The organism is Natroniella acetigena, from assembly GCF_023227745.1.
Taxonomy (GTDB): Bacteria; Bacillota; Halanaerobiia; order Halobacteroidales; family Halobacteroidaceae; genus Natroniella; species Natroniella acetigena.
The window spans coordinates 1-12,228 of the sequence record NZ_JALKBX010000007.1 but is presented as its reverse complement, the minus strand read 5'-3'; the positions used below and the strand labels follow the sequence as shown (position 1 = coordinate 12,228).

Below are 12,228 nucleotides of genomic sequence, written 5' to 3'. Positions count from 1 at the left end.
TTTATTTCCCCCTTTCAAATTACTCTTTCTCCATTTCAATAGCATTTACTGGACATTCATAAGCACAAATCCCACAACCTTTACAGTGGTCATAGTCAATCTCTGCTTTAACATCTCCATCTTCTGATAATACAGAAGAATCAGGACAAAAAGCCCAGCATAAATGACAATTAATACATTCTTCTTTATCTAAAATTGGTCTTTCAGTTCTCCAGCCACCAGTTTTATAACTTTTAGCATTACCAACTTCAAGAATTAATCCACCTTTAGGAATATCCTTGTATCCATCACCTGGTTTAACCATTAATTTTTCACCTCCTGGTAAGCCCTTTCAATTGAAGCTAAATTACCTTCAACAACTTCAGGCTTATGAGCAAACTTCTTCTCAAACTCTTTTTTTATCTCTTCTAAAAATCCTTCATACGGAAGCAATCCTGTTGCCTTAATCAAAGCACCTAACATTGGTGTATTAGGAAATGGAGCACCAATCTCTTCAGTAGAGATTCCATAAGCATCTACTGCCCATACATCTCCATCAAACCCTAATTTCTCTTTCAACTCTGCTCCATCCTCTGTAGTATTAACAATGATTGTCCCATCTGCAGGAACACCATCTGTCACATCAACTACAGATAATAATGTTGGGTCTAAAACTGCTACAGTACTAGGCTCAGTTACCTGACAATGAACAGTGATTTTATCTTCACTAATTCTATTATAAGCTAATACTGGAGCACCCATCCTTTCAGGACCATACTCAGGAAATGCCTGAATATTTTTGCCTGTTTTAGCTGCAACCTTCCCTAATAAAATAGATGCTGTCTTTGAACCTTGACCACCTCTCCCATGCCAACGAATTTCTGTTAAGCTTGTCATCTATATTCCTCCTTTCATATTAAAAAATCAATTTGTTTCTTCTTTACCTATATTCTATAAGGTTAAGTCTAACTCCTTGTAAATAGCTTAAGTTTAAATTTTCAGAATATTTGTATTTTGTATTTTTTCATGCTCAATCTCAATTATTTGTCATTTTCTAATTGTTTTTTCTTCTTTTTTAACAAATAACTATATTTCTTTCTAGTAGCTTCTAATAAATAAATAGCATGATCTATTAAGTCAGGATCTGAAACAGAATTAAAATACCTCCTTGCTCTAGTAAGCTCTCTTTGAGCCTCCTCTAAATCTTGAGTTAATTCATCCTCTAAATTAGCAGAATTACCCACCCAATTAATATTCAATAGCTCTACTAATTTATTAATGTTGGTTATCCCCCTTTAAGTTATTTCTCTACTAGGATAACCAAGCTAATTAAAAAAAATTCATTATTAGCCTTTTAATTAACCACACTTATCAGATATTTAAATTAATAAATTCAGTTGTCAGCACTGACCATTTTTCTTAAATCATTAATTTCCATTTAATAATTATTACATGATATACTTAAATTTTAAAAATACGTATTTAGACACAATTATAATATTATTTTTATCCTTTGTCAAGTTGAAATAGAGAAAATTCAAACTTTTAAAACAAAATAAATAGCCACTGAATAGTGGCTATATTTCTTGTCTTCCTTCTAAAGCTTTAGACAAAGTAACTTCATCAGCATACTCTAAATCCCCACCTACTGGTAATCCATGAGCTATACGAGTCACCTTAATATTCAATGGCTTCAATAGCTTAGAAATATACATAGCTGTTGCTTGACCCTCTACATTAGGGTCGGTAGCTATAATAATTTCCTCTATAACATCATTTTCAATTCTATTCAGTAAATCATTAATTTTAATATCATCAGGCCCTAAACCATCTATTGGTGAAATAGCACCATGCAAAACATGATAAACACCACTGTACTCTCCAGTCTTTTCCATAGCAATAATGTCCTTTGCATTTTCAACTACACAAATTACCTCTTTATTTCTTTTACTATCTTTACAGATGTAACACGGATCATCTTGAGTCAGATTATGACAACTTGAGCAATAAGTCAATTTACCCTTAATCTTCAAGATTGATCCCCCTAATTGATCAACTTCACTTTTCTCCATATTTAATATGTAAAAAGCTAATCTTTGTGCAGTTTTAGGGCCAACTCCAGGTAATTTAGTTAATTGTCCAATTAGCTCAGCTAAGGGTTGTGGATAATATTTCATAACTTAATTCCTAGAATAACCCAGGAATATTCATACCACCAGTTAATTTACCCATCTCTTTAGAAGCTAAATCTTGAACTTCTCTCATCGCTTCATTGACAGCAGCTAAAATCAAATCTTCTAACATCTCTGTATCATCTGGATCTACTGCATCAGGATCAATTCTAATATCAATAATTTCTTGTTTACCATTAGCAACTACAGTTACAACTCCTCCTCCAGCAGAAGCTTCAATCGTCTTCTCAGCTAATTCATCCTGCACCTTAGCCATTTGCCCTTGCATCTTCTGAACCTGTTTCATCATTTTATTCATATCCATAAATATCAGCTCCTTAAAAATTTAATTAAGTTTATTAAGTTTATTAATCTACAGATTCAATCTGAACAACCTCACCATCAAAAACTTCAACTGCTTCTTTCACCAATTGATGTTGCATTATTTCTTCCTTACTATTCTCTTGATTACCTTTTGGCTTATTTCTAGAAAAAACAGACTTCACCTGCAAATCTATACCAAAAATCTTTTTAATAACCTTAGTTAAAATTTCTTTTTCTTGGTCTACAGAATCCTTGTGAAACTCATGTTCAAAAGCAATAATTAACTTATTATTCTCTAATTTAACAGGGGTTGCATCACGTAATAATGCCTGCAACCTCATCTTTTTTTTCTTCTTCAAATAATCTAAAATATCTTCCCAATTATTCTTAACTTCACTTAATGTCAATGAAGAATCAGTAACTGGTTCTTTATTTTCTTCTGGAAACGATTCACTATTGGAAGAGACAGTTGCTTTTGAAGTAGGTGTTTTAGATTTATTTACCTCTGCTTTAATATCAGGTTGTTTCAACTTATTGTCCATTGTTTTAACTTCTATTTGACCATTATTTATTCTCTCTTCTAAGCGTGAGATCCGTTCTAAAATTCCAACTAATGATCTATTCTCTTCAAATTTAATCAACTTGATGATTCCCATTTCCAATACAATTCGTGGTTGAGTTGTCTCTTTTAAATCGGATTCTATTTCATTTGCAATCTCAATTAACTGTAATAATTGAAATGTTTCTACATTTTTAGCTTGCTCTACTAAATTTAAATTTTTATCCGTCGTTAAATCTAATAATCGCTCATTACTTTCACACTCTTTAACCAACAACAAATTACGAAAATGATAAATCAAATCATTAACAAATCTCTTTATATCTTTGCCCTGATTAACTATCTGATTAACTAAATCCAGTGCTCTTTCCATTTGAACATCAAAAATTATTTCAGTTAATTCAAATAAAGCTTGATTACTTACTAATCCTAATACTGCTTCTAAATCATTAGTCGTAATCTCATCTCCACTATAAGAGATAGCTTGATCTAAAATACTGATTGCATCCCTCATACCTCCATCAGCATTACGAGCAATTAGTGATAAAACTTCATTATCAGCTTTAATTCCTTCTTGCTCACAGATATAGGACAATCTATCTTTAATGTCCGTAATCGAAAGCCTACTAAAATCAAATCTTTGGCACCTTGATAAAATAGTAGGTAGTAATTTATGAGGCTCTGTAGTAGCCAAAATAAAGAGCACATAACTCGGCGGTTCTTCTAAAGTCTTCAATAAAGCATTAAAAGCTTCTGTTGTTAACATATGTACTTCATCAATAATATATACTTTATAATTGCCTTTTAAAGGAGATGATCTTATCTTCTCCCTAATCTCTCTAATCTTATCAATTCCTCGATTAGAAGCGGCATCAATCTCTATCATGTCAACTGGATTATTATCCTTTATATTTAAGCATGATTCACATTGATTACATGGAGTAACCGTTGGCCCATCTTGGCAATTTAAAGCTTTAGTCAATATTTTAGCTGTACTAGTCTTTCCCGTTCCTCTTGGCCCGCAAAACAAATAAGCATGAGTTATTCTGTCAAATTGAATGGCATTTTTTAAGGTTTTTACAACACTTTTTTGACCAGCAATATCAGAAAAGGTATCAGGACGCCATTTACGATAAAGTGATAGATAGGTCATCTTATAATAACCTCCACTAAAATTATAAATACTTCTCATAATAACTTAAGCCATATAGCAATATAAAACAATTAAATTAGAAAAATATATACTAAGTTGACGTGCATGAAATATTTCTAAGTATAATATAAATGGCCGTGCATCTATTCTCACATACCTTTTCCAAGCGTTACTTAGACAGTTAGCTCGAACCAGGTACCCCTACGGCACACGAGGACATTTACTTACCGCTGCTTCCTTCCGGATCTGACGGAGTTCGTAAAGCCTCGTTGCGTAGGACCCAATCGTCAACACCACTTATCTAAGCCAGACCTTAAAAAAGATAAGCTTAAATAGACTTCAACCCCGCTATAGCGGATTGCGGGTTACAGGGCACCGCTACCACCCCGTTTAGCACGACCAAAATCTATATAAAGGCACTAAACCTTTATTACTATTTTGTTTTCACTAGTTTTGATTATATCAAAAAATAAAACTAAAATCAAATTTATATGGCGGAGAGGGAGGGATTTGAACCCTCGAAGGGCGTAAACCCTTACTCGCTTTCCAGGCGAGCTCCTTAAGCCAGACTCGGACACCTCTCCATGAGCTTAATATTGATTATTGGTTATTCTCTTAATTTCTTAAAAAATTCTTTCATTATTTGACTACATTCTTTTTCTAGAACACCAGTATTTACTTCTAATCTATGATTCAATCTTTCATCACTAACTATATTGAATAATGTTCCAGCAGCTCCAGCTTTAAGATCGTTGGCCCCGTAAACTAAATTGTCAATCCGAGCTTGAACTATTGCTCCAGCACACATAGGACATGGCTCAATAGTAACATATAGGCTAGATCCAGAAAGTCGCCAACCACCTAGACTAGTAGTCGCCTGACGAATAGCAAGCACTTCAGCATGTGCAGTTGGATCTTGCAAGCTCTCTTTTAAGTTATGAGCCTTAGCTATAATTTGATCATTCTTAACAATTATAGCAGCAATTGGAACCTCACCTTTTTGAAAAGCTTTTTCAGCTTCTTCTAAAGCTATCTTCATATAATATTCATCTTTATTATTCATGATTTAAAACAATTCACTCTTCTCTATTAATTATTAACCTTATTTAATGGCGCGCCCGGGAGGAGTCGAACCTCCAACCTCCTGATTCGTAGTCAGTTACTCTATCCAATTGAGCTACGGGCGCACAATATAAAAAAAGTTGATAGTTTACAATTGATAATTTACAGTTATAAATCAAAACCTTAACTTCAAACCCTCAACTATAAATTGTTTTATTGGCGGAGAGAGAGGGATTCGAACCCTCGCTAGAGCAATATGCCCTACTACAGGTTTAGCAAACCCGCCCCTTCAGCCACTTGGGTATCTCTCCATATTAATTATCAACTATAAATTGTTTTTGGCGGAGGGGGTGGGATTCGAACCCACGGTACGCGTGAACGCACAGCAGATTTCAAGTCTGCCACCATAAACCAGACTCGGACACCCCTCCATGTTGTTTTTAACGCAACTTTAATTATAACTTATTTATGCTCGTTTGTCAAGGGAAAATATTTTTTTATAAATTGCAAGTTGAAATTTGAATGCCCTCCCTGAACAACATTTATTATATTAGCACATACAAATAATTAAGTCAAATGATTTTAATTGGAAATTTTTTGCAATAAATAAAGCAATTTTTTTATCTATTTCACTCCATTTAAATATTTTCAACATAATTATATATTTCACAGATTAAATCAAAAATTTCATGTAAATTAAACTTAATCCTGATTATACTTTGAACTGTTTAAACTAGCAAATAATTAAACCAGTTCAGTTTTAATTCAATTTAATTTCTTCAATACAAAAAACATCCTCTAAGGGACGTTTGAAAGTTTATATAGATTAAATTAATTTGGCGGAGAGAGAGGGATTCGAACCCTCGCTAGAGCAATATGCCCTACTACAGGTTTAGCAAACCCGCCCCTTCAGCCACTTGGGTATCTCTCCATATTAATTATCAACTATAAATTGTTTTTTTGGCGGAGGGGGTGGGATTCGAACCCACGGTACGCGTGAACGCACAGCAGATTTCAAGTCTGCCACCATAAACCGGACTCGGACACCCCTCCACTTTTAACACAAGTACTATTATAATCAATTCATTATTAATTGTCAAGAATTTATCAAAAAAATTCAAGGTCAACCTATTCAGATTGACCTTTGAAAATAATTAATTATTTTCAATTCTTTCTAAACCATTCATATAAGGCTGCAAAACCTCAGGAATAGTTATACTCCCATCTTCATTTTGATAATTTTCAATAATAGCAGCCATTGTCCTACCAATCGCTAAACCAGAACCATTTAAAGTATGTACATAACGAGCATTTGCTTCTGGTTCAGGACGATATCTAATTTCTGCTCTTCTAGCTTGAAAATCCTCAAAATTACTACAAGAGGAAATTTCTCGATAAATATTATAACTAGGCAACCAAACTTCTAAATCATATTTTTTGGCAGCAGTAAAACCTAAATCACCGGTACACATATTCATAACTCGATAAGGTAGCTTTAATTTCTGCAAAATAGTTTCTGCATTTCTTACTAACTTCTTAAACTCTTCGTAAGAATTTTCTGGTTCTACAAACTTGACCATTTCAACCTTATTAAATTGATGTTGTCTAATAATACCTCTTGTATCTCGACCATGAGCGCCTGCCTCCGCTCTAAAACAAGCACTATATGCTACATGATAAATAGGTAAATCATCGATTGATAAAATCTGTTCTCTATACATATTGGTTACAGGAACTTCAGCAGTTGGAATTAAATAATAATCTGTTCCTTCAATTTTAAAAGCATCTTCTTCAAATTTAGGAAGTTGTCCTGTTCCCAACATACTATCTTTATGAACCATAAAAGGCGGAAAAACTTCTTTATACTCATGCTCGTTTAAATGAACATCCAGCATAAAGTTAACCAATGCTCTTTCAAGTTTGGCCCCTAATCCTTTCAAAAAAGTAAATCTAGCTCCTGACACTTTAGCACCTTTTTGAAAATCTAATATATCCAGTTCCGTACCCAAATCCCAATGTGCTTTAGGTTCAAAACTAAACTCTCTTATTTCTCCCCATTCACGAGTACAGATATTATCACTTTCATCCATTCCAATCGGAACATCTTGATGAGGAATATTAGGGATTTGTAACATAATTTCATTTAAACGCTCTTTATACTCTTTCAACTCATTGTCTAATTCCTTAATCTCATCTGCTACTTGGCCCATTTTCTGAATTATTTTTTCTGCTGCTTCATCTTTTCCTTCTCTTTTTAATTGACCTATTTTAGTAGATTCTTGGTTGCGAATCTGCTTTAGTCTTTCTACTTCTTGAATTAATTCCCTTCTCTTTTGATCTACTTCTGTAAATTCATCAATTGGAGCTTCAGTTCCTCGATCACTCAAAACTTTCTTAATTAAATCAATATTTTCTCTGACAAATCCTAAGTCTAACATTGACTTTCCCCCTCAAATTACAAAGTAAAAATACTAACATCTAACATTCCATCAATTTCAAGTATCTTTTCTTCTATTTTTTCGCCACCTTCTTGATCTATATTAAGTACCATAACTGCATCTCCACCAGCTTTATTACGCCCTAGTTGCATGCTGGCAATATTAATACCGTTTTCTCCCAATAAAGTACCTACTTTCCCTACTATTCCTGGTTGGTCTTGATGACTAGTCACTAATAATGAGCCTTCTGGAATTAAATCAATACCATAATTATCAATATTAACAATTCTTAAATCCTGCTCATCAAAAATAGTTCCTGAAATCCTTTTAGTCGTTCCATTATTCTTTATTTTTACAGTTATTAAACTGGAGTATTTATTGCTAGTTTCACTTCTAGATTCTATAATTTCAATTCCTCTTTCCCGAGCAATTAAACTAGCATTTACTAAATTAACATTTTCATTTAATATAGGATTTAATAACCCTTTCAATAGTGATGTAGTTACTGGCTCAATATCCTGTTTAGCTATATTGCCTTGGTAGATCACCTCAACTTGTTCAATTCTACCACCTATCCAACCTGAATAAAAACCACCTATCTTCTCTCCTAGTTTAATGTAAGGCTTAATCAAATTCATTTCTGTTGGTTTGATTACAGGAACATTTAAAGGAGTTCGAGGTAGTCTTTCTTCTAATAAAACATGTAATAATTGTTTAGCAGCATCAATAGAAACATTGTCCATTGCTTCCACTGTCGTACCTCCTAGATGCGGTGCTAAAATTACTTCTTCTAGCTCTAGTAAAGAATAATCTTCATTAATTGGTTCTTCTTCATGAACATCTAAAGCTGCTCCTGCTACTTTTCCACTCTTTATTGCTTCATATAAAGCAGCATGATCCACATTTTTTCCTCGGGCTACATTAATAACTCTAACTTGCTCCTTCATCTTTGAAAATTCTTCTTTACTCAAAATATGGTGCGTTTCTTCGGTTAATGGAGTATGTAAAGAAATAAAGTCCGATCTTTTTAAGAGTTCTTCAAAATCAACTAACTCCACCCCTAGCTTTTTTCCTCGTTTAGCTGGTATATAAGGATCATAAGCAATAACATTCATATTAAATGACTTAGCTCTTTTAGATACATTACCGCCTACTCGACCTAAACCGATAATTCCTAATGTTTTACTATTCAATTCAACCCCCATATATTTATTCCTATTCCATACAGCTTTTTGTAAAGCATTATGAGCTTGTGGAACATTACGAGATAGAGCTAACATTAAGGCCATAGTCTGTTCCGCTGCAGAAATAGTATTTTGACCAGGCGTATTCAATACTATAATTCCCTCTTTAGAAGCAGCATCAACATCAATGTTATCATACCCAGAACCAGCTCTAGCAATTACTTTCAAATTAGTTGCCCTCTTTAAAACTTCTTCATTTAAAGGGGTCATGCTTCGTAAAATAATCCCATCATATTTTTCAATCTCTTCTAACAACTCTTGATAAGTTAATTCTATATCATAAGTAACATCAATCCCTTTTTCTTCCAAATTACTAATTCCAACTTGTGAAATTCGATCGCTTACTAATACTTTCATTAATTACTCTCCTCCTCATAAAATACTTGCTGTGCTATTTTTATCCCACTACCTAATTCAATATCCAGTCCTTCGTCCTTTAAAACTAACTCAAGAGCTGAGATAGTAGATAAAATATCATTTCTGCTCACATTACCCATATGTCCTACTCTAAACACTTTCCCTTTTAATTCTCCTTTACTTCCGGTGATATACACATTATACTCCTCTAATAATCTCTGCTTTAGTATCTCAAATTTAATTTCAGATGGCAACTTTACAGCAGTTACCGTTTTAGAAGCAACTTTTTCCTCTACTAATAATTCTAATCCTAGTTCTTGCATAGCCCTTCTAAAAGCCATAGTTATAATTTTATGTCGCTTAAATACATTTTCTAATCCTTCACTCTTAATCTCTCTTAATGCATATCTTAAGGCTTTTAAATTAGTAATAGCAGGGGTTGAAGGGGTTTGATTTGGTCTTTCTACTAAAAATTTCTTGGCCCTTCTAAAATCCCAATAAAATTTAGGTAAGTCTGAATCCTCTGCTGCCTCTAATGCTCTAGGACTTACACTTACCAATGCTAATCCTGGTGGTGACATCAATGCTTTTTGGGAAGAGGTCACTACAACATCCGCTCTCCATTCATCAACTTTTAATTCAATCCCACCTAAAGAACTTACTGCATCAACCAATAATAATAAATTATACTTTTGAGCTAACTTTCCAAGAGACTGAGGATGATTAATCACCCCTGTAGAAGTTTCATTATGAGTCATTAAAATAGCTTTAAACTCTTGTTGAGTTGTTTCCTTTAATTGCTCTTCTACTTTACTTACATCTACTGGTGTACCCCACTCAAAATTAATTCTCTCTACTTCTACTCCATATCTCTCAGCAATAGTTGCATATCTTTCTCCAAATGCACCTGTACATAAAGCCAAAACTTTATCTCCTTGTGATAATGTATTGGCAATGGAAGCTTCTAAACCTCCAGTTCCTGAACAAGTTAAAATTAAAACATCATGCTCTGTTTGAAAAACATATTTCAAACCGTCAGTCACTTCATCAATTAACTCTTCACAGTCTTTAGTACGATGACCAATCATTTTCTGAGCTGAAGATAATAATGCTTGTCGTGGAACATCTGTTGGCCCAGGTAACATCATAGTTCTTTTATTCTTCATACTCTCTTTCTCCCTCCTCTAAAAATAAAATTCTCGCCTCTATTTTCTGCTAGAGGCGAGAATTTAGTTAGTATATATTAGAAATCCCGTGATACCACTCTAATTGGCATTAAAAGCCCACTCTTAGCAGATAACGGTTGCTAGCCCGTCTAGCTTATTTCACTAGCCACTCTGAGGTGGATTCAACCATAACTCTATATCAGTTTTCACCGACCACTGACTCTCTAGAAATAGATTTACAATTTACTTAACCTCTTCTTTGTGATTTTAAGATATACTTATTTTAATCTGCATTATATAATATTTAATCTAATAATGCAAGGATTTTAATTAAATTGATATTTAAAAGCTAGGTTATTATCTAAGCTAAGATGAGATATAAAGGAAGTAATAATAATATCTAATAATGATTGACGGTCATAATAAATTAATTCTGCTTCCCCCTCTATTTCTGCTAATCTTTCAAGTTCATCAACTGCATGATAAAAATTACCTAGTTGATCAACTAAATTAATTTCTTTGGCTTGATTACCAGTAAATATTCTACCATCAGCTAATTCCTCTACTTCTGTTCGAGATAACTCTCTTTCATTTACTATAACTTCAACAAATTGTTCATGAATTTCATCAACTAATTCTTGTAAAAAATTTTTTTCTTCTTCAGTCAAATCTCGATCTGGATTTCCAATATCTTTGTAATCTCCACTCTTGAAAGTTACATTTCTAACCCCAATTTTTTTATATAATTCTTTCATATCTTTAAATTGCATAATAACCCCGATACTGCCAGTAGTTGTTGCAGGGCTAGCAAAAATTTGATCAGCAGCAGTAGCAATATAATATCCCCCAGACGCAGCTACATCCTCCATAGCAACTACAACAGGGTTTCCAGTTTCAGATTTATATTCTATAATCTCTTGATAAATTGCTTCAGAAGCAGCAGAACTTCCTCCAGGACTATTCACTCTTAAAAGTAATCCTTTAACATTCTCATCTTCTCTTAATTGATTGATTTGTTCCATTATTCTTGCTGAGTTAGCTTGTCCAGAAAAACCAAACTGTCCACTACTAATCACTCCTGAAATATCGATTGCTACTAATTGATTAGGATGATCTTGTCTTCCTATCCTCCCACTAATTATAGAAAATATACTACTCAATAACACAACTACTACTAATAGTAACACAGTTATAACTCCTAAAATCACCTTAGTAGTTTTTGTCAAATTAATTCCCCCTAAAATTTCTCACTCCGTATATTAACTATTATGCTAAATAATTAGTAATTTAAAACTAAAAATAAAATAAAAAGACCTTTTACCGCAGTTAACTGCAATAAAAAGTCCTTTTTTAATATTCTGACAGTGACCTACGCTCCCACAAGGCTGCCCCTGCAGTACCATCGGCGCTGGAGGACTTAACTGCTGTGTTCGAAATGGAAACAGGTGTTGCCCCTCCGCCATTACCACCAGAATATTATTCATTTAATATTTAATATCTAATATGGAATAATTTAAATCTTTAAATTCAAATGTTTTTAACTTCAACTGTTAATTATTCAGTATTCAATATTAAATACTTTTTTAAGCTTGTCTCAATTCAACAATTAATATCTTAACATCTTCGTTCTTGTTTGTCAAGAACTTTTTTGAATTAATTTGCAAGCTTTTATACATTCAAAACTGCACAATAGATATACTAGATTAAGCCCTCGATCTATTAGTACCAGTCAGCTGAAGATGTTACCATCCTTATACCTCTGGCCTATCTACCTG

General features: G+C 33.3%; 11 protein-coding genes, 6 tRNA genes, 1 rRNA gene, 1 other RNA gene and 1 other annotated feature. All 19 genes read right to left on the bottom strand.

What is annotated here, in order from left to right:
* Positions 1-19 precede the first annotated feature (19 nt).
* The gene (locus MWH25_RS02940) at positions 20-304 is read right to left on the bottom strand and encodes a 4Fe-4S binding protein (protein WP_248625624.1); all 285 of its coding nucleotides are present in this window, start codon (positions 302-304) and stop codon (positions 20-22) included.
* Positions 304-876 carry a 2-oxoacid:acceptor oxidoreductase family protein gene (locus MWH25_RS02935; RefSeq protein ID WP_248625622.1) on the bottom strand — a complete coding sequence of 191 codons (573 nt, stop codon included), beginning with the start codon at positions 874-876 and terminating at the stop codon, positions 304-306. The genes MWH25_RS02940 and MWH25_RS02935 overlap by 1 nt, the downstream gene beginning before the upstream one ends.
* A gap of 143 nt (positions 877-1,019) precedes the next feature.
* Positions 1,020-1,238, bottom strand: a complete 219-nt coding sequence (locus MWH25_RS02930) for a DUF2508 family protein (RefSeq protein WP_248625620.1) — start codon at positions 1,236-1,238, stop codon at positions 1,020-1,022.
* Positions 1,239-1,556: 318 nt separating this feature from the next.
* A complete protein-coding gene (recR, locus tag MWH25_RS02925; protein ID WP_248625618.1) occupies positions 1,557-2,156 on the bottom strand; it encodes a recombination mediator RecR in 600 nt (199 codons plus the stop codon).
* Positions 2,157-2,166: 10 nt separating this feature from the next.
* Positions 2,167-2,475 carry a YbaB/EbfC family nucleoid-associated protein gene (locus MWH25_RS02920; RefSeq protein ID WP_248625616.1) on the bottom strand — a complete coding sequence of 103 codons (309 nt, stop codon included), beginning with the start codon at positions 2,473-2,475 and terminating at the stop codon, positions 2,167-2,169.
* Positions 2,476-2,518: 43 nt separating this feature from the next.
* The gene (dnaX, locus tag MWH25_RS02915; RefSeq protein WP_248625614.1) at positions 2,519-4,186 is read right to left on the bottom strand and encodes a DNA polymerase III subunit gamma/tau; all 1,668 of its coding nucleotides are present in this window, start codon (positions 4,184-4,186) and stop codon (positions 2,519-2,521) included.
* A 135-nt stretch (positions 4,187-4,321) separates the two neighbouring features.
* Positions 4,322-4,585: signal recognition particle sRNA large type (gene ffs, locus MWH25_RS02910), an RNA gene on the bottom strand.
* A 93-nt stretch (positions 4,586-4,678) separates the two neighbouring features.
* Positions 4,679-4,770, bottom strand: a tRNA-Ser gene (locus MWH25_RS02905).
* Positions 4,771-4,793: 23 nt separating this feature from the next.
* Entirely contained in the window at positions 4,794-5,249 is a 456-nt protein-coding gene (tadA, locus tag MWH25_RS02900; protein ID WP_248625612.1) for a tRNA adenosine(34) deaminase TadA, read from the bottom strand.
* 47 nt (positions 5,250-5,296) lie between these two features.
* Positions 5,297-5,373: transfer RNA gene (locus MWH25_RS02895), tRNA-Arg, on the bottom strand.
* A gap of 92 nt (positions 5,374-5,465) precedes the next feature.
* Positions 5,466-5,559: transfer RNA gene (locus tag MWH25_RS02890), tRNA-Ser, on the bottom strand.
* A gap of 28 nt (positions 5,560-5,587) precedes the next feature.
* Positions 5,588-5,679 (bottom strand) — tRNA-Ser (locus tag MWH25_RS02885).
* Between the two features lie 406 nt (positions 5,680-6,085).
* Positions 6,086-6,179, bottom strand: a tRNA-Ser gene (locus MWH25_RS02880).
* Between the two features lie 30 nt (positions 6,180-6,209).
* Positions 6,210-6,301, bottom strand: a tRNA-Ser gene (locus tag MWH25_RS02875).
* A gap of 101 nt (positions 6,302-6,402) precedes the next feature.
* Entirely contained in the window at positions 6,403-7,686 is a 1,284-nt protein-coding gene (gene serS / locus MWH25_RS02870) for a serine--tRNA ligase (RefSeq protein ID WP_248625610.1), read from the bottom strand.
* Between the two features lie 17 nt (positions 7,687-7,703).
* Positions 7,704-9,287: a phosphoglycerate dehydrogenase gene (serA, locus tag MWH25_RS02865; protein WP_248625608.1), complete on the bottom strand. Its 1,584-nt coding sequence runs from the start codon at positions 9,285-9,287 to the stop codon at positions 7,704-7,706.
* Positions 9,287-10,453, bottom strand: a complete 1,167-nt coding sequence (locus tag MWH25_RS02860) for a pyridoxal-phosphate-dependent aminotransferase family protein (protein ID WP_248625606.1) — start codon at positions 10,451-10,453, stop codon at positions 9,287-9,289. The genes serA and MWH25_RS02860 overlap by 1 nt, the downstream gene beginning before the upstream one ends.
* Before the next feature lie 48 nt (positions 10,454-10,501).
* Positions 10,502-10,722 (bottom strand) — a binding site (T-box leader).
* A 57-nt stretch (positions 10,723-10,779) separates the two neighbouring features.
* Complete coding sequence (sppA, locus tag MWH25_RS02855) at positions 10,780-11,679, bottom strand: signal peptide peptidase SppA (protein WP_248625604.1); 900 nt, start codon at positions 11,677-11,679, stop codon at positions 10,780-10,782.
* A gap of 130 nt (positions 11,680-11,809) precedes the next feature.
* Positions 11,810-11,926: ribosomal RNA gene (gene rrf, locus MWH25_RS02850) — 5S ribosomal RNA — on the bottom strand.
* Positions 11,927-12,228: the final 302 nt, after the last annotated feature.

Coding starts and splice junctions, on each gene's coding strand:
- dnaX (WP_248625614.1), bottom strand. CDS start 4,186: ATGACCTATCTATCACTTTATCGTAAATGGCGTCCTGATACCTTTTCT.
- serS (WP_248625610.1), bottom strand. CDS start 7,686: ATGTTAGACTTAGGATTTGTCAGAGAAAATATTGATTTAATTAAGAAA.
- MWH25_RS02940 (WP_248625624.1), bottom strand. CDS start 304: ATGGTTAAACCAGGTGATGGATACAAGGATATTCCTAAAGGTGGATTA.
- serA (WP_248625608.1), bottom strand. CDS start 9,287: ATGAAAGTATTAGTAAGCGATCGAATTTCACAAGTTGGAATTAGTAAT.
- MWH25_RS02935 (WP_248625622.1), bottom strand. CDS start 876: ATGACAAGCTTAACAGAAATTCGTTGGCATGGGAGAGGTGGTCAAGGT.
- recR (WP_248625618.1), bottom strand. CDS start 2,156: ATGAAATATTATCCACAACCCTTAGCTGAGCTAATTGGACAATTAACT.
- MWH25_RS02860 (WP_248625606.1), bottom strand. CDS start 10,453: ATGAAGAATAAAAGAACTATGATGTTACCTGGGCCAACAGATGTTCCA.
- tadA (WP_248625612.1), bottom strand. CDS start 5,249: ATGAATAATAAAGATGAATATTATATGAAGATAGCTTTAGAAGAAGCT.
- MWH25_RS02920 (WP_248625616.1), bottom strand. CDS start 2,475: ATGGATATGAATAAAATGATGAAACAGGTTCAGAAGATGCAAGGGCAA.